Raw genomic sequence first — 23,643 nt, 5'->3', positions numbered from 1 at the left:
GCCGCCCAGAGAGAGAAGCGACAGCTGAAAGCTTCTTCGGTGAAAGTTGGAGATTACCCCTTTGCAGCCGTGACCTGGAACCCGCAATTGCTTTCGATGATGGCCGTATAGGTAACCGATTAATCCCCGTTAACGGATTCCAACGAAGCATCTTTGCGCCGAACAAGCACAGGATGGAATTAGGGTGGAACCACGAGCAGAACGCACTCGTCCCTTGCAGGGAGAGCTGCGTTTTTTTGCGTTCAAATTCCGAAGAATGGAGGAGCAAAAATGGAGATTCAAGCTGTATGGCCGGACGGAAGCACAAGGAGGGTATTGCAAGGCACGACGATTGCACAAGCAGCGGAATTGATGGATGCCAATTGGAAGAAAACAATAATAGCGGGGGCAATCGACGGTACGATGACCGATCTTGATGAGCCGATCGGCAATGGCAGCCGAATCGACATGATTGCTCTCGACAGCCCGCAGGGGCTTCATATTTGTCGGCATACTACTGCTCATGTGCTTGCGCAAGCGATCAAGCGCTTATACGGAGACCAGGCTGTAAAGCTGGGAATTGGTCCGGTTATTGACGACGGATTTTATTACGATGTAGATCTGGAGCATCCCCTTTCGACTAAGGATCTGGAAGCAATTGAGCAGGAAATGCGCAGCATTATCCGGGAGAATTGGCCGATTAAGCGGAGGGTCGTTTCGCGGGAGGCGGCGGTATCTCTCTTTACGGAACGCGAGGAGCCGCTTAAGCTGGAACTGATCCGTGACCTGCCAATCGGCGAGACAATCAGCATCTACGAGCAAGGGGAGTTCGTGGATCTGTGCCGGGGGCCGCATCTGCCTTCGACTGGCTGGATCAAAGCTTTTAAGCTCCTGCATGTAGCCGGTGCTTATTGGCGGGGCGATTTGAATAATCCGATGCTTCAGCGCATTTACGGCACAGCCTTTTTTGGCAAGTCGGAGCTTGCCGAATACTTGTACCAGCTGGAGGAAGCGAAGAAGCGGGATCACCGCAGGCTGGGCAAGGAACTGGAGCTGTTCATGTTCTCGGAGGAGGCGCCGGGGATGCCGTTTTATTTACCAAAAGGCATGGCCATTCGGACAGCATTGGAGAATTTCTCCCGGGAGCTGCTTAATCAAAACGATTATGAAGAGGTCCGCACGCCGTTTATGATGAACAAGCGGATGTGGGAGCAGTCCGGACATTGGGATCACTACAAGGACAATATGTATTTCAGCATGGTGGACGAGGCTGAGTTCGCTCTGAAGCCGATGAACTGCCCGGGACATATGCTGATCTTCAAGAACAGCCTGCGGTCTTATCGGGAGCTGCCAATCCGGCTGGCGGAATTCGGGCAGGTACACCGGCATGAACTGTCCGGAGCACTTGGGGGCATGATGCGGGTGAGGACCTTTTGCCAGGATGATGCCCATCTCTTTGTTCGCCCCGACCAGATCGAAGAGGAAATCGGCAAAGTGATGGCCTTGATCGACGATGTGTATAAAGTGTTTGGCTTCGACTATTCCGTAGAGCTGTCTACAAGGCCTGAGGATTACATGGGTTCGGATGCGTTATGGGATGAAGCGGAGCAATCTCTTAAGAATGTTCTGGATGCGCGGGGGATGAGCTACCGCGTTAACGAAGGCGACGGTGCCTTTTATGGGCCAAAGATCGACTTCCATATCGTAGATGCCTTGAGGAGAAGCTGGCAGTGCGGAACGATCCAGCTTGATTTCCAAATGCCGGAGAAGTTTGATTTGTCCTATATCGCAGAGGATAACAAGAAGCAGCGGCCGGTCGTTATTCACCGCGCGGTATACGGCTCTTTGGACCGATTCATCGGAATTCTGATCGAGCATTACAGCGGTGCTTTCCCGATCTGGCTGGCTCCGGTTCAAGCGAAGCTGCTCCCGGTCTCGGAGCATGAACTGGATTATGCGCTGCAGGTCAAAGCCGAACTGACACAGGCAGGAATCCGCGTTGAGGTAGATGTGCGCAGCGAAAAGCTGGGCAACAAAATACGGAAAGCCCAGCTTGAGAAAGTTCCTTATATGCTTGTTGTCGGGAAAAATGAAAGGTTAAGCGGCAGCGTCTCCGTCCGGAAACGCGGTGAAGCGGATACGGCGGCGAAGCAGGTGGCCGAGCTTGCCGGAAGTATACTTGAGGATCTGCGGCAACGGAGTTAAAGAGACGCAAAAAAGGCGCTTCAGGACGATATTAAATCGTCTTGGAGCGCCTTTTGCGGGATTGTCTTGACAGCTCTGGTGCTGGTTCACTGCTGGCGGTCGCCTGTTCTTCGAGCATCAGAATACGCGGCTGCTTCTTCTTATTTGAATCCCGCCCTGTGAGCAAGTCACCGGTCCAGCCCTTCTGCCACAACCATAAATAGATGAGTATCGTAATAAATAAAATAGCGGCACACATGCCTATGAAGCCCAATTGGTGATCATCCCAGGGAAGCGGGTTAAAGTTTGTTCCCCATAGGGCACCGATAACGGTGGCAGGCGTAAAGATGACGGTAAAGATCGTCAGCGTCTTCATAATATCATTGCCGCGGAAGTTGGACAGCGCATCATCCATGGAGATCAAAGTATCGATCTCCAGCGCATAATGCTTCAGCAATGATTCGATTCGGTCCAGCTTATAGGTGGTGCGTTTGAATACGTCCGTATCGGTAAGCTTGTCCATGAAAGCTTCCTGGGCAGCTCCATACAGTTCTCTGATCGGGATAAAAAGATGACTCCAATGCAATAAATCGTAACGTCGTTCAAAGATAACGTCGAGCAGGCCGGTCCTGTTCGAAATTCGCATCGATTGCTCGAGCTCACCGAGACGTTTCTCGAAGCCGTCGAGTCCTTCATGAAAAGGCCCTAGCAATTGGCCAAGCATAATGAACAGTGCCTCCGGTGCCGAGGCGCATTCTGTTAGCCGGGAAGTTACCGTATTATCCTGCAAACGGATCATGAGGCGCAGATCCGTATGGAGAGTAACAAGCTTTTCTTCGCTCAGCCAGAAGTGAAACGGCTGTACATCGGTCATTTGCTCGGATGCCTGCAGCATCAAGGTGCCGGATACGACGGTGCCTTGATGTGCGGAATGGACAACCGAAATCTGATTTTCCTCTTTGCCCCAGCAGTCGTCCAGCCAGTTCGCGCATTCCGGAAGGAGCCGTTTGCAGGCCATTTGCTCTTCGACGTTTTCGTCAGATACAGGAGGTGTAGTAAATGTCATAGATGCCTTTGACGTTTCGTCCTTTTTTCGATTGTCTTTGCGCTTGGGCAGTTCTTCAGCCGTCTCCATTGGGGGCCGTTCCAGCTGCAGCACATGCCATTCCCATTTCTCGGGATAGCGAAGCATCCGATGAATCATCCTTTGCCTCCTGTTCATAAAGATCTATATTGTCTAAAATCCGAATTCCATGTCGCTTACTCTTCATCATACCCTGAACGGCTTACTTACACAACCTTCCTGCAACGGAGATTGATTGCTGCCGATTCAGGGTATAACTACCTAGAAGGAAGAAGAGGGAGGATGAGAGCGATGGCTAAGTTAATTGGAGCATTTGCTACACAACAGCAGGTTATTGATACAATTAATGCCCTTGAACAGGCAGGTTTCGTCCAAGGGGAGATGAAGATTATCGCAAAGGACAGCGAGCATTCCCGGCGAATTGAATCCGAAAGCGATATTCATGTCGATGAATTATCGGAGCTGGCGCAGACAACAAATGAAGTCGAGGGCGATGAGAGACACGGAAGGGCCTGGACAAGTGCTGCCTTTATACCGGCCATCGGTTTGACGGGCGGCGGATCATGGAATCCGGGATTTGCAGCTGCGGGTCTCATTGCTTCGGGCAGCACGATAACGGGCGATTATATTTTTGGAGACGAGGATCACATCCAAGGGGCCATGATGGCGCTGGGACTCGATGAGCAGGAAGCGGCATCCTGCCGGGATTCAATCCGGGAAGGCGCAACCCTGGTCGTTATTGAGTCCGATGAGAGCAAATCACTACTCGATAAAGACGGAGGTCCCGATTTGTCCCGTCTCGGTATTGCGGAAGGAATCTATAGACAAAACGGGGCCGCGCGAATCTTCACGGGTTCCTGATTATTAATAATAAAAGAAGGGATTCGGCCTAAGGCTGAATCCCTTTTGTCTATGATTGAAGGGTTGGCCGCTTAAGCCCGACTATGTCCGCCAGCGGATGATGACCTTCCTTGATAAGATCATACAAGATATTAGTGGCAATCATGCTGTATACGGTGCCGTTTCCGCCATAGCCGAGACAATAATAGACACCAGGCTGGGCAGGATCCTCTCCGACAAAAGGCAGATTATCAACGGACTCTCCAAATGTAGCACTCCACTCGAATTCGAAGGGGGCATCCAGCATAGGAAAATGAGCAGTCAGCTTGTCATGCAGCTTGCTTATCCGTTTACTTCGTTCCTGTTCGCCTTCAATCGGATGCTCGTTTGGTTCGTCGAGGCCTCCAACAACGATACGTCCATCCAAGGTGGTCCTCATATATAAATAAGGTCGGGCGGTTTCCCAAATAAACATCTGATTATACCAGTGCAGGAGCTTGTCCTTATCCTGTACGGCCGTTACGGCGGCGAAGGAACGGTTCATGACCGGCTTGATTAATTGTCCGCGAAGCTCCTCGGGTTCATAGCCAATCGCGTAAATAACATGATCTGCTGTAATGACATGATTATCTGCGGTCGTTAATAGATGCTTCCCGTTTGCTGCACGTTCATAGGATATCACGTCTGTATGCTCATAAAGACGGGCACCGTATGCAGCAGCAGCATGGGCTACCCCTTGCACAAACCGGAGCGGGTTCACCTCAGCATCACCATTTGTTATAATGGCGCCGGAGCGGCGGAAAGGAAAATGCTTCAAAATCGTATCCGGCTCCCAGAAGCTGACATCGAAGCCGTTCTGGCGCAGCGTCTCATATTCTTTCCTGAGCTTGGGAAGGTCTTGCTCCGAGCTGGCGTAATAAAGACTGCTCCGCGGTACGTAATGGGGATTAGTGGCCAGATCACCGGCTATGATGCCGATTTGCCTGACGGCATCCACGCAAGCGGAGTAGAACTGAACGGCGGCCTGACGGCCGATCTGATCAATCAGATCGCATAGCATAACATCATTGGAGAACTGCAGCAGTCCCGTATTGGCGGAGGTGCTTCCGCCGGCAAGGGTGTCCCTTTCGAATACAGCGGCTGACATTCCTTTTCTTGCAAATTCATAAGCGCACATGGAGCCGGACATCCCGCCGCCAATAATGGCAACTTGAACGTGTAACTCCTCCGAGAGAGGAGGATAGGTATTCTGCTGCTCCAATGTTGTTGGCCAGAAGAGATGGCCGCTGTGCAGCTCCTTCATGAAGATCACCTCACCCGATAATATGCCCAAATTTGGACTAACCCTTGAATACCCGTTAAGTCTTCATTTGACGCATCGATTCACGGTAGGCGGATGGAGATAAGCCGTAGAAACGGCGGAATTGCTTGGAGAAATATAAGGAATCCTGCAGACCGACAGATGCGGCAATTTGTTCAATTGTAAGTCCTTCGCGTTCCCGGATCATTTGGCGGGCTTTGTCTATTCGCAGCTTGAGCAGGAATGTAATAGGAGACTCACCTGTATAACGTTTGAAAACACGCGAAAGATAAGCACGGTTGTAACCAAACGATTCGGCCATCTGCTCGATGGAGACCGGCTGAGCGTATTGGGTGGACAAATAATGGATCATTTGCTGCATCAGCTTTTCCGTCTCATCCATAGTCGTCAGAGCAGTGTTATCCCCCGACAGCTGATGAACGCTGCAAAACTCAGCGAGCAGCAGCTGCAAATAACCGGATGCCTTCAAATGGGCTGCAGGATCGCCTTTCCGGAAAACGCTGAAGATCTGGTTATACAGGACACCTACTCGTCTGATCTGAGATGTTTCGGAGACGGGGCTGGCTACCGAGAAGCCTGCGGACTGCACAAGTTCGGCGGCATGCGGACCATTAAAGGCGACCCAGCGGTACAGCCAGGGTTCATCCGCATCCGAGATATAGCTGACCAGTTGCTCCGGCTCGATCAGGAAGGTGTGTCCCGCACGCAGCGGATAACTCGAACCGCCGCAGGAGAATTCTCCTTTGCCTTCAAGCACCGTATGCATGAGATAAAAATCATATACTTTAGGTCCCCGCTGATGAGATGGTTTGGTTTGGCTCTCGCCTGCAAACAATACATTCATGTGCTCGTTATACGTAATGACGGGATTGGAAGCCACTTTATACGTATCTTGCCTCATTCTGACGGCACCTGCCTTAAGGTGTTGGATTGGTTAATCCCATCATATCACGCTAAGCCGCTTTGCTAAAAGTCACATAAATCCATGTGAAAAGCACTTTGCGCCATTTTGCCGGATGGATCGCTTGCGTTATACTGAGATAGAACAAAGGGCTTCAAAAATTATACAAAAAAGGACTGTTGCAAGCATATGGCATCTATCCAACAGCTTACACAACAATTTATACAACAATTCGGCGGAGAAGCCGCTGAGATCAAAGCTTTTCACGCACCTGGACGCGTCAACCTGATTGGCGAGCACACCGACTACAATGGCGGTTATGTATTCCCGGCAGCACTTACTTTTGGTACTACATTGCTTATCCGCAAGCGCGATGACCGCCAGCTTGGCCTCGCGACAACAAATTTCCCTTCCTCCAAGTCGCTGGCAATCGACACGATTGTTTACGATGAAGCGGATGACTGGATGAACTATCCGAAAGGAATCGTTTACGAGCTGCAGCAAAAGGGTATTACATTCAGCAGCGGCTATGACCTGCTCTTCCACGGCGAAATTCCGAACGGCGCAGGCTTGTCCTCTTCGGCATCGATCGAGGTTGTAACAGCTTACGCTTTGCTTACAATGGAAGGCAAACCTACGGATACGGTCGAAATCGCTCTTCTATCCCAGAAATCGGAGAATGAATTCAACGGCGTACAATGCGGCATCATGGACCAGTTCGCTGTTGCAAACGGCAAGAAGGATCATGCGATTCTGCTGATGTGCGATACGCTTGAATATGAGCTTGTTCCCTTCCAATCCGGCGCTTACAAGCTGGTAATCGGCAATACGAACAAACGCCGCGGCCTTGTCGATTCCGCATATAACGAACGCCGCCAGCAATGCGAGCAGGCTGTTGTAGATCTGCAAGCCGCATTCCCTGAGCTGAAGCTTCTGGGTCAAATCAACCTGGAGCAGTTCAACGCGAATAAACATCTGATCAAAGACGAAGTTGTCCGCAACCGCGCACAGCATGTTGTGGAAGAGATCGACCGCGTGCTTCGTTCGATGGATGCCCTGAAGGCTAACGACCTGGCGACATTTGGTCAATACATGAACGGCTCGCATGATTCGCTCCGTGATCTGTATGAAGTAACGGGTCCTGAGCTTGACGCAATGGTTGCGGCCGCACGCCAGGTTCCGGGCGTACTCGGTTCGCGGATGACGGGCGCAGGCTTTGGCGGCTGTACCGTATCGCTTGTTCACGAGGACAGCATCGAGCGCTTCAAGGAAGAAGTAGGGCGTCAATATACAGAAGCAACAGGGCTTACTCCTGACTTCTACGTGTGCAGCATCGGCAACGGCGTAGAACAGCTTCAATAATTATAAATAAAATAGAGAAAGTGGGATGAGGAGTATGGCAGTATTAGTAACCGGAGGAGCTGGCTATATCGGTTCGCATGCCGTAGCTGCTCTTGCAGAGCGCGGAGAAGAAATCGTTGTAGTCGATAACCTGCAGCAAGGTCACCGTGAAGCGGTTGTTGGAGGCAAGCTGTACGTTGGCGACCTTCGCGATGCAGCGTTTATGGATACGGTATTTAAAGAAAACAGCATCGATGCGGTTATCCACTTCGCTGCAAACTCGCTGGTTGGCGAGAGTATGACAAACCCGTCCAAATATTATCATAATAATGTTTACGGCACGCTGTGCCTGCTGGAGAAAATGATCGAGCATGATGTGAAGAAGATCGTCTTCTCTTCTACGGCAGCAACTTACGGCGAGCCGGAGAACGTGCCGATTGACGAATTCGACCGTACGCTTCCAACGAACACTTATGGCGAAACGAAGCTGGCGATGGAAAAAATGATGAAGTGGTTCGATGTGGCCCATGGCCTCAAATACGTATCGCTTCGTTACTTCAACGCCGCGGGCGCTCATGCAGGCGGCAAAATCGGCGAAGACCATAGTCCGGAGACTCATCTGATTCCAATCGTGCTTCAGGCAGCACTGGGCCAACGTCCGCATATCTCGGTATTTGGCGATGATTATGCAACACCGGACGGCACTTGCATCCGCGATTACATCCATGTCAGCGATCTGGCAGATGCCCATGTTCTTGCGGTTGATAAGCTGCGTGAAGGCGCAGACAGCGCGATCTACAACCTCGGCAACGGTCAAGGCTTCTCCGTCAAAGAAGTGATCGAGATTGCCCGCAAGGTGACAGAGCGCGAGATTAAAGCGGTTATCGAGCCCCGCCGTGCAGGCGACCCGGCTACTTTGGTCGCATCTTCGGCGCGTGCCCGCAAAGAGCTTGGCTGGAATCCGTCGCGTGCCAACCTTGAGGATATTATCCGCAGCGCATGGAACTGGCATGTCAATCATCCTAACGGCTATAACGGCTAAGCTGCCGATTAGGAGCGGAAAGGAGTTTTTACATCATGACAGTCAAAGAAAATACTACGGTTACCGCAGCAGAAGCACTCGTTCTGATCGACAGGCTTGTCCAGTTTGCCCTTCGTCAAGGGATGATTGAACCTCTGGATGCGAACTATTCCCGCAATGCCTTGCTGGATCTGTTCAAGTTCACAGAGCCGAATGAAGGCGAGATTCCGGATGAAGAGCTGGACAGCCCGGTATCGCTGCTTGAACCGCTGCTCGATTACGGCTATTCGATTGGCCTGATTGAGGACAATATTCTTACTTACCGTGATTTGCTGGACGCCCGCATTATGGGTCTGCTCATGCCGCGCCCTTCCGAGGCAGCGGCGGCTTTCCGCCGTACAACGGCTGAAGCTGGCATCAAAGCGGCTACGGATGCTTTCTACAAGCTGAGCATCGACTCCAACTATATCCGGATGGACCGCATCCGCAAAAATAAATACTGGCTTCACGAAACCGAACACGGCGAGCTGGAGATTACAATCAATCTGTCCAAGCCGGAGAAGGATCCGAAGGAAATTGCGCTGCTCAAAACCTTGCCGCAGGCGCATTATCCGAAATGTCTGCTATGTGAGCAGAACGTGGGCTATGCCGGCCGCGCGGATCATCCGGCACGCCAGAACCTGCGCGTACTGCCGCTGACGCTGGATGGCCAGCAATGGTATTTCCAATACTCGCCGTATGTGTACTATAACGAACACAGCATCGTGTTCAAAGGCGCCCATGAGCCGATGGTTATCTCGCATGGCACCTTCAAGCGGCTGCTGGACTTCGTTGAGCAGTTCCCGCATTATTTCATCGGCTCCAATGCCGATCTGCCAATCGTGGGCGGCTCTATCTTAAGCCATGATCATTTCCAGGCCGGGCGCCATACCTTCCCGATGGAGAAGGCTAAAGCGATTGCTTCGTTCACGGATTCTTCGCTGCCGGGAGTAAGGTTCAGCATTGTGAACTGGCCGATGTCGGTTGTACGGGTGAACGGCGCTTCCAAAGCCGATGTATTGCAGGCAGCATGCCGGATGCTGGACGCTTGGCGCGCATATAGCGACGAGACTGTCGATGTACATGCTTTTACAACGAACAGCGACGGTTCGCTTACCCCGCATAATACCATTACTCCAATCGCGAGACTGCTTGACGACGGGGCTTATGAGATTGATCTCGTACTCCGCAACAACCGGACAAGCGAGGAGCATCCGATGGGGATCTTCCATCCGCATCAGCACTTGCATCATATCAAGAAGGAAAATATCGGCCTGATTGAGGTTATGGGTCTGGCCGTATTGCCGGGCCGACTGAAAGCCGAGCTTGAGCAGATTGCCGATTACTTGACCGGCAAGACTGCAGCCCTGCATGGCGAGCTTTACAGTCCGGATCATCCGCTTCGTCTTCATGCCGAGTGGATTGAATCGCTGGTTGCCCGCTATGGCACATCCTGCTCGGACGAACAGGCGCAAGCCATTGTTGAAGGCGAGACAGGCGCCAAGTTCTCCGACGTGCTGAAGGACGCCGGCGTATTCAAACAAACGGAAGAAGGCCATGCCGCATTCCAGCGTTTCCTGGCTGCTTTTGGCCTGAAACCAGCTTAATAATTCAAGTATAAAGCCGTCGTATTGCCCATTGGACATATACGACGGCTTTTTGAATGTGAGAATTGTGCAATTATAGAAATCTGTAAAGAAATTAATTTGTAAATCGAAAAAAATTATGGTATTTTTTATATGAAAATATAAACTATTCGCATTGTTATATTTTTAATGAAAGATATGTGTTCTTTTTGATAAAGGAGAAAGTTAACGCTTATCTGGAACAATTTATTTCAGGTTAACGGAGGGGTCAAGATGCCGGAAGCAATTATGCCTTTAGATGATTTCTTGCAGTTGAATGCAGAAGAGCAGATCGAGAAGCTGAAGCGTTGGAAGATGGATTATACGCTGAAGGATATCCGGGAAGCTTGGAATTTCAAGCATTCGGCGCAATATTATATGCTGCTGAAGAAGTTGCGTATTTATGAGCGCGTTGTCAATAAATCGGACAAGTTTTACCCGATGCAGGATCAGCTGCTGGTACAGCAGGGCGGATCCAAGGAACGTGCATGGAGAGGCGGCCGTACAACGTATGCGCCGCAAGAGGAACAGCCGGCAGACCGTTTCAACTATCAGTTGAATACGACGCTTACAGGCTCGGAACTGGCGGAAAAGCTCGAGCGTCTGGCGTTCTTCCTGAAGGGCGAGCAGAAGCAGGTGCAAATCAGCTTGACCATCGAATCGGCAGAGGCGGGTTCTTCGCCTGAATCTGGGGAAACAAACGAATAAAGACAAACAAGGGGAGCTCCGATTGGGATAGGAGCTCTTTTTTTGTTTAATGAACAGCTGTCTAAAAATGTTAGTTAATGTCTTTTAGTGGTAAACATTGTCATAACGGCTGTTGCTTTATGTGTAGGATTTGCATAATGCTAGGACTGTAGACGTCGTCCTGAAGTCTGATAAGCACAAACGAACACCGGCAAGCTCTGCGAGCCTGCCGGTGCTTCTTCATCCTTCTTATTTGCCGCGCAGCTTGCCGAGCTCCGACACAAGTGCTTCGACTTCGCTGATGCTGAATTTATCCTTGGCAGCAACAACTTCGTACAAGTCGCGGATATCCTCGTATTGATCAACGTTGAAGTGAGAAGCCTGCATCGCTGCTGCTGTCGCCATTCTTAGCTTTGTTTTAATGGTTTCGATCATAAATTCCACGTTTTGCTGGGTTGGTTCTTCCAGATTGACCATGATTAGTCCCCTCTCCGTACTCAGTTAGTCTTCCTCATTCTCGCCATTGTAACATATTTCGCTCATCCCATGCCCGTAAATTGAACCGCAAGGCTTAATTCGGGTACAATGAAAGAAAATTCATTCGTACGAACAACTTAAAGCAGGTGTTTACATGTCGGGGAAGTCAGGAGAATTAACAAATAGCAGAACGGAAAGCCTGCAGACCTTTTTGACAGAAGTGGCATCGAGGCATCCTGACCGCAGCCAGATTGTCTTCGTATGTATCGGCACGGACCGGTCTACCGGGGACAGCTTTGGCCCGTTGGTAGGCTCCAAACTGGAGGAGCGAGGCTGGCCGCATGTCTTCGGAACACTGAAGCGGCCTTGTGATGCCGAACGTTTTGCAGAAGCCTTAGAGCAGTCAGCGGAGCATGCGGTTGTTATTGCCGTAGATGCCTGCCTTGGTAAACCGCAATCCGTGGGAGGATATATTACGGCAGAAGGACCACTTATACCCGGTCAGGCAACGGGAGCAAGATTATCGGCTGTTGGTCATTACAGCATCGCCGGTGTCGTCAATGCAAGCAGCCATAAGCCGTACATGACGCTTCAGACCACTTCTCTGTACGCCGTGATGCAAATGGCTGAAACGGTTGCGGAGCTGGTGGATCAAGCCTGGAAGCAAGTAACATGACAATTATTTTAAGATAATGCTTACGAAGCAAGAATTGCTTCACAATTCTTTTTAGGAGGGCTACACAATGACTAAACTTTCCATTGCCAATCAAACCGTAACTTTGCCAAGCGGTCAATCCATTGCTTATTACGATTCCGGTGCGGATACAACGCCGGTTGTTGTGCTTCTGCACGGCTATTGCGGCAGCTCCGCTTATTGGGAACAGGTGGTAGAGCCGCTATCCGCCAAGGCCCGCATTCTTGCACTGGATTTGCGTGGACATGGCTTATCCTCCGGGGAGACCGGACCGGATGAGACGAACGCTATGGAATTGTATGCAGACGATCTGGCTGCCATGCTGGATCAGTTGAAAATAAACAAGGCATGCGTCCTTGGCCATTCTCTCGGCGGTTACATTACGCTAGCTTTTGCCCAGCGTTACGGAGAGAAGTTGTCCGCCTTTGGTCTCGTTCATTCAACGCCATTGCCGGACAGCGATGCCGCGAAGGAGAATAGGGACAATGCGGTGGCCGCGATTAGGAAGGATGGCGTAGCTGCCTTTGTGGAGGGCCTTGTTCCCAAGCTTTATTCCCCGGACAATAAATCCGCCATGCCGGATCAGGTAGAGCGTTCAATCGACATTGGCAAAGGAACAAGTGCCGCCGGTGCCATTGGCGCTGCCAAGGGCATGAAGATCCGCCCGGACCGCTCGGAGGTGCTGAAGAATGCGAATCTCCCTGTGCTTCTCCTTGCAGGAGAGCAGGATCAGATAATTCCCGTGGAACGCACCTTTGTTATTGAGGGACCAAATGTATCTCGGGAGAAGCTCGCAGATGCCGGCCATATGGGAATGGTGGAGCGTCCGGAGCCTTTTGCCGAAGCGGTACTGCGTTTTATTACAAAGCTTGTCTAATATGAGGGGTGGGGAACCGGATGTTTCGTCGCGATTATTTAATGAATATGATTGAGCAAATGACGGAAGCCGTCGGGCAAATTTTGCAGCTGAAAAAGGAGCTTAAGCATCAGGATGCCCTATTGGTAATAGATGAGCTCCTGGATAAGCGGTTTGGAATCAGCGGCAACCTGATCCGTTCCTTGTCGGACAAAGATTTGATGGCAGTTCTGACCACGAATGGCGTTATTGAAACGGACAAATTGCAGGCTATAGCGGTTACCCTTAAGCAGGAGTCAGAACTGCACGCCGAGCTTGGCAATGAAGATGCAAGCTTTGTGTCGGGTCTGAAGGCGCTGCAGCTCTTTATGAGGCTGTCGTTAGTCGGAGCGGAGCCTACGATTGCAAATCCGTCCAAAGAAGCGGAGCAGCTTCTCGAGCAGTTAAAGGCTTATGAACTCCCGCCCCATGCCAAGCAGCTTCAGGCGGAATGGCTGGAGGACGAAGGACAATTTGCCCGGGCAGAGGATGTTCTCTATGAGCTGTTAGAGGACGAGGCAGTGACGAATGAGGAAGTGGAAGCCTTTTACCGCCGTTTATTGTTCTTTGAGGATGACAGGCTGGAAGCAGGCGGATTGCCTCGTGAGGAAGTCCAATACGGACTGGACTCGCTGATTTCAAAATGAGAAAAGCCAAGATTTATAGGAGTGACAAAACAAAATGACAGAAGAATGGCAGGACCAAATACAAAAAATAGTGGAAGCGGGAGAACTGCTGCAGGGCACGCTTAGCCAGCTGCGGCGCAAGGACAGCGCGGCTGCTTCGAAGACAGTGGTGCGTCCTGTTCAACTGAAGAACGGGCTTCATCTGCAGTTTGAGTACCATTACAGCAATAAAGTAACCCATGATAATGTAAAGCCTGAATTGGCGGGCGCCAGAATGATCGAGCTGCTGGAAGGCGACTACAAGCAAGCTTTGTTTAAAACGACAAACGCAGATATTCAGCTGCTGTTTAATAAGAAAGGGAAGGCTACTCTTCTGAGCAAGCAGCCAACCGGCAGCGCCAAGGCTGCAGCGGATTTGCAGCATAACCGCCAGAAAAACCGCATTCTGGCAGAAGGAACGGCCGCCCCTTTCCTGGTGGAGCTTGGTATTATGACCAAGGATGGCGCCGTACACGCGAAGAAGCAGGACAAGTACAGGCAGATCAACCGTTTCCTCGAGATGGTAACGGACGTGCTTCCAAGCCTTCCGGCGGACAAGCCGCTTACGATCGTTGATTTCGGCTGCGGCAAATCGTATTTGACGTTTGCCTTGTATCATCTGCTTGCCGTTGAACAGAAGCGGGAGATCTCCATTATCGGACTGGATTTGAAGGCGGATGTGATCGCTTTTTGCCAGGAGCTTGCCGATAAGCTTGGTTATGACAAATTGAAATTTCTCGTTGGGGATATTGCCGATTACGAAGAGCTGAATGAAGCCGATATGGTAGTGACGCTCCATGCCTGCGATACAGCGACGGATGCCGCCCTTGCCAAAGCCGTCAAATGGGGTGCTTCGGTCATTATGTCGGTTCCTTGCTGCCAGCATGAATTGTTCCGCCAGGTGGACAGCGAGGTGTTATCGCCGATTCTGTCGCAGGGACTTCTGAAAGAGCGTTTCTCCGCGCTCGCTACGGATGCTGCACGCGGTACCTTGCTTGAGGTGCTTGGTTATAAAGTCCAAATGCTGGAGTTTGTTGATCCGGAGCATACGCCGAAAAACCTGCTTATCCGTGCTGTTCGCAGCGGACAGGGAGGATCGAAGGAGAAATGGGAGCAATATGAGCAGTTCCGCAGCTTCCTGCATATTTCGCCTTCTTTGGAACAGATGCTATCAGACCTTTGGCCTACCTCCATCAAAAAATAATAATCAAGAAGTCCTATGGAAGTAATTGTCGATTGAAATAACATTTGTTACAATGGTAATAGATGGAATGTCAATGGATGGGTGAACCGTATTGGAATCGATGATGTGGCTGGATTTTAGCATGTTCCTCGTATTGCTCGGTTTATTTTTTTACGTGTTTGCTGTCGGGTCCATTACGGTGCTGCACAAGATTTATCTTGCCCTGCATCTTGTGCTGATGGTCTGGCCGCTTACTCAATTTATAGCTCAGACGATGCCTGGTTCCTCATACAGGCTTTTTTATCTTTCAGGCTCCTATGTCGGATTGTCACTGGTTGGTGTAAGCTGGTTTATTTTTGTCGTATTTATGACAGGACAAGCCAAGGTGATCCGCACGCGGCGAATCGTCATGCTGGCGGTCCCGGCGCTCCTCTCTGTTGCCTTTGTTATAGCAAATCCGAACCATTTGTTTCTCTCCATTAATGAACAACTGGGAGTCAAGCAGCTTCAAAGCGGGCCTTTGTTCTGGTATATGATCGTCCAGCTGTTCTCGTATATTCTCGTATCGCTTATTGTAATGGGATATACGATTCGCCGAGGGGTATCAGTCAGGCATCAAATGCTCGTCAGGACGGCGATAAACGGAGTATTCGTTCTTGTATTATTTGGACTGGGTGATTTTCTCGTCAATATTATTTTTATCGATTATTTTCCCTCTTATTTCTCTATCTTCTCAGTAGGCGTTACCTTATCTGCCGTTTACCTCGTACACGCAATTACCAGACACCGCGTATTCGACATCATTCAAATTGTACAGCGTGACGTCATGAACACGATCTCAACCGGCATTATTGTGCTGGATGAAAGCGGGATCGTACTTGAGTTCAACAAAGCCATGAAGCCTATCTTAAAACTTAGAATCGGAGAGGTATTTACTCCGGCCGCGCTTGCCGTTCATCTTCCTGATCCGATCAGGCAAGAGTTTAATGAATTTATGGATTTGCAGAAGGAGCAGCCGATGGAACGGCAGGAGCTGGAGATTGCGCTGCAGAGTGACGGTCATTACCGTTATATCATTGTGCAGTCCGCCCCTATTCTGAGCCAGAAGAGGAAGGAGCTGCTTGGGCGGCTTTTGACTTTCCATGATGTAACCGAGCTGCGTTTGCTGGTGGATGAGACGAATTCGCAAAACGAGCTGCTGCAGGACCGCAACCGCGAGCTGCTTATTATGCAGGATGAACTGTTCCAGGCAAACAAGAAGCTCGAGCATATGGCGATTACGGACGGATTAACCGGCTGCTATAACCGGCGTTATTTGCTGCAGCAGCTGGAGCATGAGATTGCGGTGAATGTGCAATACGGCATTCCTTTCTCGATCTTTCTTTTTGATATTGATCTATTCAAAGCGATTAACGATACATACGGCCATCTCGTAGGCGATGAGGTGATTTGCGCGACGGTTGAGGCGGTTAAAGGGACATTGCGTGCAGCCGATATCCTCGCCCGGTATGGCGGTGAGGAATTTACGGTCTACCTGCCGCATACGAATCGTGAACAGGCGGATATTATCGCCGATATGGTCAAGGAATCGGTTGAGCAGAATGTAGTCAAGACGGGTCACGGCAATCAATCGGTAACCGTGACGATCAGTATGGGAGTTGTTTCGGTAGAGCAGTTTGAACAGCGGGCGCTGGATGATTCGAAAGCCTTTTTGAGAGAGCTGCTGGCCCAGGCGGATGCGGCATTGTATGAGGCCAAATTTGGCGGGCGCAACCGAATCGTTAAGCGGAAGCTGGCATGATGATAGACTCGGCATCTTGGGATAATTAACCTGATATGCCGAGTTTTTTTGTCCAGTATGATAGATATCCTCCCATGATAGTCAGTCCACCATATATCTGATAAAATAGCTTCGTACTAGTATGATTGAAAGAGGTATGGGCGATGAGAAAAGTGCAAATTGGATCGGTCAAACCTGGGGACAAGCTTGCTAAACCGATATTTCAAGATAATGGACGGGTTCTGCTTGGTGAAGGTGTAGAGCTGAGTGAACGTTATATACATCGTCTTCAAAATTTAGGTGTTGATATTGTTTATATTGAAGACGGCATGACAGAGGATCTTATCCCGGAGGATACGCTTCGGGATGAGACTCGCAGGCAAGCGGTAGAAGTCATTTACAAGACGATGAATTCCTTTAAGGATCAGTCGGTTATCATGAAAGGCCGCGCGATTGCTCCGGATTTAGGGCGGACCTTCCGCAATGTATTTGGTCAGATCATGACGGATCTGACGACAAGACCAAACATGATGGTTAATTTGACGAATATTCATGTTGCCGACGCCTACTTGTTTCATCATTCCGTGAATGTGGCCATGCTTGCCGGAGTGATGGGAATTGCAAAAGGTTACAATCGTAATCAGCTGGAGGAGCTTGGCATCGGGGCTCTCTTGTTTGATATCGGAATGACTAAAATTCCGCAGAAGCTGATTGAGAAGGAAGGTCCTCTCACAGCCGATGAACGGGTCATTATGGAGAGCCATACGAAGGAAGGCTTTGATATTTTACGGAAATATCATGATATCTCTGTCGTATCGGCGCATTGCGCGCTCCAGCATCACGAACGTTATGACGGCTCGGGCTACCCCCGCCGGCTGAAGCGGGATGAGATTCATATGTACGCCCAAATCGTAGGGATTGCCGATGTTTATGATGCGCTGACTTCGCCAAGACCGCACCGCAAGCGGTATTCGCCATCGGAGGCGATAGAGTTCTTGTTTGCTGCCGGCAACACGTATTTTGATTTTGATCTGATCAAGCTGTTCTGCAAGCATATCTCGATCTATCCGGTGTCGACGACCGTATTGCTTAGCTCCGGTCAGGTTGGTGTTGTATCCCTTAACAGCGAACTGGCTTTGCACCGGCCGCGGATCCGGATTATCCGGGAGGCAGACGGCAGGGAGCCTGCATCCCCCTATGATCTGGAATTAAAGGATGAGCTGCATCTGACAATTGTGAAAGAGTTGTAACTTTGTACTTCTGCCTTAGGAGTCTATCCATACCAAGCTATCACTCTCTGAATATCCTAATAAAGAGTTAGGAGGGAGAGTGACGATATGGCTGCTAGAATAAAACCGACTTTAAAAAGTCCTTCCAAAGGTAAAGGGAAAGTGGTAAAAAGAGCTGCTCAATTAGCTCCGCAGCAATCAGGCCCGATCTTTAGCCGATTGACGGTAGTTTGGGTAACGGATGAAGGCATCCCGTTTAATACGACAGGATTTTTTGCCAGACTATACAGAGGGAATACCATCGTGTCGACCGCAAGCTTCGACCGTTTTGGCGTCGTTCGTTTTAATAATATTACAACGTTGACGACAGCTGTTTTTACAATCCGGATCTTCCGCAGTGCAGACGGAGCTTTATTCCGCACAAGAACGATTCCATCGGGTGTAGAGACATTTGCTGTAATCGGCTAACTGGCCGTTGTCCGGCGCCTTCGTTTTCTATGAACGGATGGTGCCGGACTTTTTTTGGCTGTATCGGACAAGTTTCGCGGCAGAATGATATATTCTGCATAGGCTGGTCTTTGAATATCTTGTTTATTAAGGTAAAATAATTGTAATTAGCGTGTTCGGGGGGAGGAACAAGCTTACATATGCCAAGCCACTCACAGCATTTAAAGCTGCCTAAGCTTGAGTTGCTTCGCCGGGTATTATTCATTACTCTTGGTGCGGCACTCGTTTCAGTGGGACTGGAGATTTTTTTGGTTCCTAATCATATTATTGACGGCGGTATCGTCGGGATTTCGATTATGGCATCTCATCTGATTGGATTGCCGCTCGGTATTTTCTTATTCCTTTTAAACCTGCCATTTCTTGTGCTTGGCTACAAGCAGATTGGCAAAACCTTTGCAATGTCGACCCTGTATGGGGTCAGTGTTATGTCAATTGGTACTTTTCTGCTGCATCCCGTCCCGCCTTTGACGGAGGAATATTTCCTCGCATCGATTTTCGGGGGAGTTATTCTTGGCATTGGGGTAGGAATCGTTATTCGCTTCGGCGGATCTTTGGACGGGACAGAGATTATTGCGATTTTATTTAATAAACGTCTTCCTTTTTCGGTTGGCGAGATTGTCATGTTCTTTAATTTATTTATTCTTGGCAGTGCAGGCTTTGTGTTCGGCTGGGATCGTGCCATGTATTCTCTTGTGGCCTACTACATTGCTTATAAGATGATTGATATTACGATGGAAGGCTTCGAGGAATCGAAGGCAGTCTGGATCATTAGTGATGAAGCCAAAGAGATTGGCTCTGCCATCATGGACCGTCTCGGGCGGGGCGTGACGTATTTGCATGGCGAAGGCGGCTTCTCGGGCGACCAGAAGCGTATTATCTTCTGTGTCATTACGCGTCTTGAAGAAGCGAAGATGAAGTCGATTGTGCAGGAGCTGGATCCGGTTGCTTTCCTCGCTGTTGGCAATATCCATGATGTTAAGGGCGGCAGATTCAAGAAACGGGATATTCACTAAAAGCATAGTAAGGAGATCAGGCAGTGGACGAATTTGCAAGCATCCGCCATTGGACTTCGGGGCGGCAAAGCGAAAGTTGGCAGCGGGAACGCGGAGTTCGCCTTGGCATAGGGGATGATGCAGCACTTATTGACCCTGCCGCTCCGATCGCCGGAGTGGGATCACCGTATGAATACATCATGGCGATGGATACGATGGTAGAGACGGTGCATTTCAATGAAGTGACGATGTCCTATGAGGATATCGGATATAAAGCTTTGGCGGCGAATGTCAGCGATATCGCCGCGATGGGCGGTGTGCCGCTGCAGGCGCTCATCTCGGTGAGCGTGCCGCGGCAGTTAGGGCCGGAGCCGATGAGACGGCTCTATGACGGGCTGTACGCCTGCGCCGAGCAATATGGCGTGGCGATTATTGGCGGCGACACAACTTCATCGCCGCAGCATCTTGTTGTCGCGGTGACGGTGACGGGTGCCGTCGAAGCGGGACAGGCGCTGCGCCGGTCGGGTGCCCGGCCCGGCGACGCGGTTGTATTGACCGGCCCCGTTGGCATGTCGGCGGCCGGTCTGCACTTCCTGCTCGCGCAGCGGGAACGCGGCGCGGATGCGCTCGCAGGGGAGCGGGTGGGACAGCTTGTGCAGGCGCACCGCCGCCCGTCGCCTTCGGTGCGGGCTGGGCGCTTGCTGCTTGCCCGCGGAACCTGCCATTCGCTTAATGATGTAAGCGATGGCCTTGCCAGTGAAGCCTGGGAAATCGCCGAGGCTTCAGGGCTAGTCGTAACGTTAAAGGAGCAGCAGCTTCCCCGCAGCGGCAGCATGGCGGCTTATGCCGGAGCGGCAGGGATTGATCCCCTCGAATGGATGCTGTACGGGGGCGAGGATTACGTGCTGCTTGGAACGATAGAGCAAAACGATGCAGAAGCGGCACAGGCGGCCTTCCATAAGGAAGGGCTGCCCTTTTACATCATTGGGGAAACGTCAGCCGGCGACCCGGCTGTAGAATTACTCCGTTCAACCGACAGAGGCGATTTAAGGCAGCCGCTGGCGAAGCGGGGCTATAATCATTTTGAGTAATAAGCAGGTGAAGAAGATGACGATAAGAGGACAAGTTGTCCTAACCGTTCAGAGTGAACAGGAAACAGCCTTGCTTGCACAACGTATCGCAGAGCTTGTTAAGCCCGGTGCGGTTCTTGCGCTGGACGGAGATCTGGGGGCCGGCAAGACGACCTTCTCGCAAAAATTTGCAAAAGCCATTGGCGTAACCGATGTGGTGAACAGCCCGACGTTTACGATTATTAAAGAATACGAGGGGGCTTCCATGCCCTTTTATCATATGGATGTGTACCGCCTGTCTCTCGAAGAAGCGGATGAGCTGGGGCTAGATGATTATTTCTTCGGCAGCGGGGTTACGATTGTGGAATGGGCAAGCTTGATTGAGGAGCTTCTGCCGCCGGAGAGACTGGAGATGTATATTGCTCATGAAGGCACGGAGGAGCGGGTGTTCCGGATTACCGGAGTCGGCGAGCCGTTTGTCTCGTGGTGCGAGGCTTTGAATGAGATGGGAGCAGGGAATAACGATGACAGAGCTTAATGAAGGACCATTATTGGCTTTTGATACTTCAACAGCTGCTTTTACAGCAGCGATATTGGACAAGGGCAGCATTCTGGGTGAAATGCAGTCGATGGCGGAAAGAAATCATTCCGTGCACATTATTACCCATGTGAAACAGCTGATGGAGCAGTGCGGCGTAACGGCAAATGACGTAGGTGCGATCGCGGTAGGCAGCGGCCCCGGGTCTTATACCGGGATGAGAATTGCAGTTGCGGCAGCCAAGACACTCGCGTGGGTATGGCGAAAGCCTCTTGTCAGCGTATCCAGCCTCGAAGCCATTGCTTATGGAGGCTGGCATCATGCGGCAGGCGTAGAGCTTGGAGCTACGTCGTCGGCAGGCGGGGACTGGATTCTCCCGATTATGGATGCCCGGCGCGGACAAGTCTATACAGGCGGATATGCAATGTCGTTAAGTGGCGAATGGAGCTGTTTTGCTGCTGACGGCGTACGGCTGATGCATGACTGGGTGGAGCGGATTGCCGGAGAGGCTGCAACGCAGCAAGGGCAATTGAAGCGGATCTGGGTAGTTGGGGATCTCTCGCTTCATGCTGCTGAAGCGGAGCGGCTCAAAGCCTTATGCGAGGAGAAAGTAGAAGTGCATCTGCTGTCTTATGAGCTGGAAGGCCGTGCGGTTGCCTGGCTTGGACGGCACCGCCTGCTTGAAGGCAAGATTGCGGATACGCATGGCTTGACGCCTAACTATACCCAGCTGGCAGAAGCGGAAGTGAATCTTCGAGCGAGGCAGCAGGGGGAGGCGAAGTCCTGATGATAAACAACCAGGTTAACCTCGTCTTTCGTTCGATGACCATGGAGGATATCAGCTCGATTGTGGCAATTGAGCAGGAAGCATTTGCAACCCCTTGGACTTCTGAAGCGTTCAAGAATGAGCTGACGAGCAATATGTTCGCGCGTTATATGGTGATGGAGCAGGATGATCAAATCATCGGTTACGGCGGCATGTGGGTCATTGTAGATGAAGCCCATGTTACCAACATTGCGATACAAGCTGATCATAGAGGCCAAGGGCTTGGCGAGCGTTTGCTGACCGAGCTGCAGCAGACGGCGGCTTTTTTTGGCGCGAACAAAATGACGCTTGAGGTGCGTGTCTCCAATGAGGTGGCGCAGCGCCTGTACCGGAAGCTTGGCTTCAAGCCTTCCGGCATCCGGCCGGCTTATTATTCGGATAATAACGAGGACGCGTTAATTATGTGGGCGGAATTAAGTCGGTACCAGCCCACGGCAGAGGAGCAAGAATGGTGAGTACAACAAATCAGGATGCCGTTATTCTGGCGATCGAAACAAGCTGTGATGAAACATCGGTCGCCGTCGTTCGCGGCGGCAAACATATATTATCTAATGTCATCTCGAGTCAAATCGAGATTCATAAGCAATTTGGCGGGGTAGTCCCAGAGATTGCATCACGTAAGCATGTCGAAGTTATTACTCTGATGATTGAGCAGGCCGTGGAGGAGTCCGGCCTTACGCTGCAAGACATTTCGGCCGTTGCCGTCACGCAGGGGCCGGGGCTTGTAGGTGCGCTTCTCGTCGGCATCGTTGCGGCCAAAAGCCTTGCGATGGCGCTGGATGTGCCTTTTATCGGGACGCATCATATTGCCGGCCATATTTATGCGAACCAGCTGGTTCATGAGCTGGAGTATCCGTGCATGGCGCTTGTCGTATCCGGTGGTCATACGGAGCTTGTATGGCTGGAAAGTGAAGGTCAATTCCGCATGATCGGGCGTACCCGTGACGACGCCGTAGGCGAGGCGTATGACAAAGTAGCCCGGGCTTTGAAATTCCCGTATCCGGGAGGGCCTCATATCGACCGTCTTGCCTCGGAGGCAGAATCGGTCATCGAGCTGCCCCGTGCATGGCTGGAGCCGGATTCCTATGACTTTAGCTTCAGCGGGTTGAAATCGGCTGTACTTGCTGTAATTAATCAGACGAATATGAAAGGCGAAACGCTCGATGCCGGAGCACTAGCCCGGGGATTCCAGGAGTCGGTGATTGAGGTTCTCGTCGAAAAAGCGCTTCGCGCTGTCCGTGCCTTTGGCGCCAAGCAGCTGCTCCTATGCGGCGGTGTAGCAGCGAATAAGGGTCTGCGTACTGCCCTTGCCGCACGTTGTGACAAGGAAGGCGTGCCGCTGCTTGTTCCGCCTCACAAGCTTTGTACAGACAATGCCGCGATGATTGGCGCCGCAGCCTTTTTGAAGTGGCAGCAGGGGGAATTCACATCGCTGGATATGAAGGCAGAGCCGAATTTCTCGCTGGAGGGCTGGGCCAAGTCGACCGTATCTTAAGAAAGTATATTTTTTCTTGGAATTGACAGAATATTTATTGGGGAATATAATGGGTACCAATAGTTCAAACTCCATACTGTGCAAACGCAATGAACAGGAGTAGTAAGGATGATATCCGGGTTTAGAGAGCTGCGGGACGGTGCAACGCAGTCGAAGGATACCTGAAACTCGCCTGGGAGCGGAGCGGCGGAAATATGAGGCTGACCATGGACAGCCCGTAAGTACGTTGCTACGGTTAACCCCCGTAACAGGGTGCGCATTCGTCAACAT

The 23,643-nt window shown here is 50.9% G+C and carries 23 protein-coding genes and 1 other annotated feature (1 of these 24 cut by a window edge); of the genes, 19 read left to right on the top strand and 4 right to left on the bottom strand.

Features of this window, described 5'->3' with window-relative positions; all coding sequences use genetic code 11:
* The first annotated feature begins 270 nt into the window (after window positions 1–270).
* Entirely contained in the window at window positions 271–2,184 is a 1,914-nt protein-coding gene (thrS, locus tag BM200_RS27910) for a threonine--tRNA ligase (RefSeq protein ID WP_091190409.1), read from the top strand.
* Window positions 2,185–2,215: 31 nt separating this feature from the next.
* Here the strand turns inward: thrS and BM200_RS27905 are convergent, their stop codons facing one another.
* Window positions 2,216–3,367 (bottom strand): magnesium transporter CorA family protein, encoded by a 1,152-nt coding sequence (locus BM200_RS27905; protein WP_175533063.1) that lies wholly within the window; start codon window positions 3,365–3,367, stop codon window positions 2,216–2,218.
* A 171-nt stretch (window positions 3,368–3,538) separates the two neighbouring features.
* Here BM200_RS27905 and BM200_RS27900 point away from each other — a divergent pair, with 171 nt between their 5' ends.
* A complete protein-coding gene (locus tag BM200_RS27900; RefSeq protein WP_175533062.1) occupies window positions 3,539–4,108 on the top strand; it encodes a general stress protein in 570 nt (189 codons plus the stop codon).
* Window positions 4,109–4,157: 49 nt separating this feature from the next.
* Here the strand turns inward: BM200_RS27900 and BM200_RS27895 are convergent, their stop codons facing one another.
* Entirely contained in the window at window positions 4,158–5,390 is a 1,233-nt protein-coding gene (locus tag BM200_RS27895; RefSeq protein WP_091190403.1) for an NAD(P)/FAD-dependent oxidoreductase, read from the bottom strand.
* Window positions 5,391–5,445: 55 nt separating this feature from the next.
* On the bottom strand, window positions 5,446–6,309 hold the full coding sequence (locus BM200_RS27890) for an AraC family transcriptional regulator (protein ID WP_091190401.1): 864 nt from the start codon (window positions 6,307–6,309) through the stop codon (window positions 5,446–5,448).
* A 189-nt stretch (window positions 6,310–6,498) separates the two neighbouring features.
* Here BM200_RS27890 and BM200_RS27885 point away from each other — a divergent pair, with 189 nt between their 5' ends.
* The 4 genes from BM200_RS27885 (at window position 6,499) to BM200_RS27870 (ending at window position 11,043) form a co-directional block, all read left to right on the top strand.
* Window positions 6,499–7,671 (top strand): galactokinase, encoded by a 1,173-nt coding sequence (locus tag BM200_RS27885; RefSeq protein WP_091190398.1) that lies wholly within the window; start codon window positions 6,499–6,501, stop codon window positions 7,669–7,671.
* A gap of 34 nt (window positions 7,672–7,705) precedes the next feature.
* Window positions 7,706–8,692 (top strand): UDP-glucose 4-epimerase GalE, encoded by a 987-nt coding sequence (galE, locus tag BM200_RS27880; RefSeq protein WP_091190397.1) that lies wholly within the window; start codon window positions 7,706–7,708, stop codon window positions 8,690–8,692.
* Window positions 8,693–8,727: 35 nt separating this feature from the next.
* Window positions 8,728–10,317, top strand: a complete 1,590-nt coding sequence (locus BM200_RS27875) for a UDP-glucose--hexose-1-phosphate uridylyltransferase (RefSeq protein WP_091190394.1) — start codon at window positions 8,728–8,730, stop codon at window positions 10,315–10,317.
* A gap of 252 nt (window positions 10,318–10,569) precedes the next feature.
* Complete coding sequence (locus BM200_RS27870) at window positions 10,570–11,043, top strand: hypothetical protein (RefSeq protein ID WP_091190393.1); 474 nt, start codon at window positions 10,570–10,572, stop codon at window positions 11,041–11,043.
* Window positions 11,044–11,271: 228 nt separating this feature from the next.
* Here BM200_RS27870 and BM200_RS27865 read toward each other — a convergent pair whose 3' ends face one another.
* Window positions 11,272–11,499, bottom strand: coding sequence for a DUF1128 domain-containing protein (locus tag BM200_RS27865; RefSeq protein WP_091190390.1), 228 nt, complete (start codon window positions 11,497–11,499; stop codon window positions 11,272–11,274).
* 154 nt (window positions 11,500–11,653) lie between these two features.
* Between BM200_RS27865 and yyaC the strand changes: the two genes are divergently transcribed.
* The 13 genes from yyaC to tsaD all read left to right on the top strand — a co-directional run bounded on the left by yyaC (window position 11,654) and on the right by tsaD (window position 23,373).
* Window positions 11,654–12,175 carry a spore protease YyaC gene (yyaC, locus tag BM200_RS27860; protein WP_091190389.1) on the top strand — a complete coding sequence of 174 codons (522 nt, stop codon included), beginning with the start codon at window positions 11,654–11,656 and terminating at the stop codon, window positions 12,173–12,175.
* A gap of 67 nt (window positions 12,176–12,242) precedes the next feature.
* Window positions 12,243–13,070 (top strand): alpha/beta fold hydrolase, encoded by an 828-nt coding sequence (locus BM200_RS27855; RefSeq protein ID WP_091190386.1) that lies wholly within the window; start codon window positions 12,243–12,245, stop codon window positions 13,068–13,070.
* 20 nt (window positions 13,071–13,090) lie between these two features.
* A complete protein-coding gene (locus tag BM200_RS27850; protein WP_091190384.1) occupies window positions 13,091–13,735 on the top strand; it encodes a DUF6483 family protein in 645 nt (214 codons plus the stop codon).
* Between the two features lie 34 nt (window positions 13,736–13,769).
* Window positions 13,770–14,957 carry a class I SAM-dependent methyltransferase gene (locus tag BM200_RS27845; RefSeq protein ID WP_091190382.1) on the top strand — a complete coding sequence of 396 codons (1,188 nt, stop codon included), beginning with the start codon at window positions 13,770–13,772 and terminating at the stop codon, window positions 14,955–14,957.
* A 100-nt stretch (window positions 14,958–15,057) separates the two neighbouring features.
* The gene (locus BM200_RS27840; RefSeq protein WP_245773184.1) at window positions 15,058–16,737 is read left to right on the top strand and encodes a histidine kinase N-terminal 7TM domain-containing diguanylate cyclase; all 1,680 of its coding nucleotides are present in this window, start codon (window positions 15,058–15,060) and stop codon (window positions 16,735–16,737) included.
* Between the two features lie 143 nt (window positions 16,738–16,880).
* Window positions 16,881–17,966 (top strand): HD-GYP domain-containing protein, encoded by a 1,086-nt coding sequence (locus tag BM200_RS27835; RefSeq protein ID WP_091190377.1) that lies wholly within the window; start codon window positions 16,881–16,883, stop codon window positions 17,964–17,966.
* Between the two features lie 87 nt (window positions 17,967–18,053).
* Window positions 18,054–18,413: a hypothetical protein gene (locus BM200_RS27830; RefSeq protein ID WP_091190376.1), complete on the top strand. Its 360-nt coding sequence runs from the start codon at window positions 18,054–18,056 to the stop codon at window positions 18,411–18,413.
* Window positions 18,414–18,592: 179 nt separating this feature from the next.
* Window positions 18,593–19,465 carry a YitT family protein gene (locus BM200_RS27825; protein WP_091190373.1) on the top strand — a complete coding sequence of 291 codons (873 nt, stop codon included), beginning with the start codon at window positions 18,593–18,595 and terminating at the stop codon, window positions 19,463–19,465.
* 23 nt (window positions 19,466–19,488) lie between these two features.
* Window positions 19,489–20,535 carry a thiamine-phosphate kinase gene (thiL, locus tag BM200_RS27820; protein WP_091190372.1) on the top strand — a complete coding sequence of 349 codons (1,047 nt, stop codon included), beginning with the start codon at window positions 19,489–19,491 and terminating at the stop codon, window positions 20,533–20,535.
* A 16-nt stretch (window positions 20,536–20,551) separates the two neighbouring features.
* Window positions 20,552–21,052, top strand: a complete 501-nt coding sequence (gene tsaE / locus BM200_RS27815; RefSeq protein WP_091190369.1) for a tRNA (adenosine(37)-N6)-threonylcarbamoyltransferase complex ATPase subunit type 1 TsaE — start codon at window positions 20,552–20,554, stop codon at window positions 21,050–21,052.
* Window positions 21,039–21,839, top strand: a complete 801-nt coding sequence (gene tsaB, locus BM200_RS27810) for a tRNA (adenosine(37)-N6)-threonylcarbamoyltransferase complex dimerization subunit type 1 TsaB (RefSeq protein ID WP_245773180.1) — start codon at window positions 21,039–21,041, stop codon at window positions 21,837–21,839. Before tsaE ends, tsaB begins: the two co-directional genes overlap by 14 nt.
* Entirely contained in the window at window positions 21,839–22,333 is a 495-nt protein-coding gene (gene rimI / locus BM200_RS27805; protein WP_091190365.1) for a ribosomal protein S18-alanine N-acetyltransferase, read from the top strand. The genes tsaB and rimI overlap by 1 nt, the downstream gene beginning before the upstream one ends.
* Complete coding sequence (tsaD, locus tag BM200_RS27800; protein ID WP_091190363.1) at window positions 22,327–23,373, top strand: tRNA (adenosine(37)-N6)-threonylcarbamoyltransferase complex transferase subunit TsaD; 1,047 nt, start codon at window positions 22,327–22,329, stop codon at window positions 23,371–23,373. The genes rimI and tsaD overlap by 7 nt, the downstream gene beginning before the upstream one ends.
* Window positions 23,374–23,453: 80 nt before the next feature.
* Window positions 23,454–23,643, top strand: a binding site (T-box leader) (it continues 110 nt past the right edge of the window).

Origin of the sequence: Paenibacillus catalpae, assembly GCF_900112695.1 — a bacterium.
In the GTDB taxonomy this organism is placed as follows: Bacteria; Bacillota; Bacilli; order Paenibacillales; family Paenibacillaceae; genus Pristimantibacillus; species Pristimantibacillus catalpae.
The sequence above is the reverse complement of the archived record's forward strand: the minus strand, read 5'-3'. Positions and strand labels throughout refer to the sequence as shown.

Coding starts and splice junctions, on each gene's coding strand:
- thrS (WP_091190409.1), top strand. CDS start 271: ATGGAGATTCAAGCTGTATGGCCGGACGGAAGCACAAGGAGGGTATTG.
- BM200_RS27905 (WP_175533063.1), bottom strand. CDS start 3,367: ATGATTCATCGGATGCTTCGCTATCCCGAGAAATGGGAATGGCATGTG.
- BM200_RS27900 (WP_175533062.1), top strand. CDS start 3,539: ATGGCTAAGTTAATTGGAGCATTTGCTACACAACAGCAGGTTATTGAT.
- BM200_RS27895 (WP_091190403.1), bottom strand. CDS start 5,390: ATGAAGGAGCTGCACAGCGGCCATCTCTTCTGGCCAACAACATTGGAG.
- BM200_RS27890 (WP_091190401.1), bottom strand. CDS start 6,309: ATGAGGCAAGATACGTATAAAGTGGCTTCCAATCCCGTCATTACGTAT.
- BM200_RS27885 (WP_091190398.1), top strand. CDS start 6,499: ATGGCATCTATCCAACAGCTTACACAACAATTTATACAACAATTCGGC.
- galE (WP_091190397.1), top strand. CDS start 7,706: ATGGCAGTATTAGTAACCGGAGGAGCTGGCTATATCGGTTCGCATGCC.
- BM200_RS27875 (WP_091190394.1), top strand. CDS start 8,728: ATGACAGTCAAAGAAAATACTACGGTTACCGCAGCAGAAGCACTCGTT.
- BM200_RS27870 (WP_091190393.1), top strand. CDS start 10,570: ATGCCGGAAGCAATTATGCCTTTAGATGATTTCTTGCAGTTGAATGCA.
- BM200_RS27865 (WP_091190390.1), bottom strand. CDS start 11,499: ATGGTCAATCTGGAAGAACCAACCCAGCAAAACGTGGAATTTATGATC.
- yyaC (WP_091190389.1), top strand. CDS start 11,654: ATGTCGGGGAAGTCAGGAGAATTAACAAATAGCAGAACGGAAAGCCTG.
- BM200_RS27855 (WP_091190386.1), top strand. CDS start 12,243: ATGACTAAACTTTCCATTGCCAATCAAACCGTAACTTTGCCAAGCGGT.
- BM200_RS27850 (WP_091190384.1), top strand. CDS start 13,091: ATGTTTCGTCGCGATTATTTAATGAATATGATTGAGCAAATGACGGAA.
- BM200_RS27845 (WP_091190382.1), top strand. CDS start 13,770: ATGACAGAAGAATGGCAGGACCAAATACAAAAAATAGTGGAAGCGGGA.
- BM200_RS27840 (WP_245773184.1), top strand. CDS start 15,058: ATGATGTGGCTGGATTTTAGCATGTTCCTCGTATTGCTCGGTTTATTT.
- BM200_RS27835 (WP_091190377.1), top strand. CDS start 16,881: ATGAGAAAAGTGCAAATTGGATCGGTCAAACCTGGGGACAAGCTTGCT.
- BM200_RS27830 (WP_091190376.1), top strand. CDS start 18,054: ATGGCTGCTAGAATAAAACCGACTTTAAAAAGTCCTTCCAAAGGTAAA.
- BM200_RS27825 (WP_091190373.1), top strand. CDS start 18,593: ATGCCAAGCCACTCACAGCATTTAAAGCTGCCTAAGCTTGAGTTGCTT.
- tsaE (WP_091190369.1), top strand. CDS start 20,552: ATGACGATAAGAGGACAAGTTGTCCTAACCGTTCAGAGTGAACAGGAA.
- tsaB (WP_245773180.1), top strand. CDS start 21,039: ATGACAGAGCTTAATGAAGGACCATTATTGGCTTTTGATACTTCAACA.
- rimI (WP_091190365.1), top strand. CDS start 21,839: ATGATAAACAACCAGGTTAACCTCGTCTTTCGTTCGATGACCATGGAG.
- tsaD (WP_091190363.1), top strand. CDS start 22,327: ATGGTGAGTACAACAAATCAGGATGCCGTTATTCTGGCGATCGAAACA.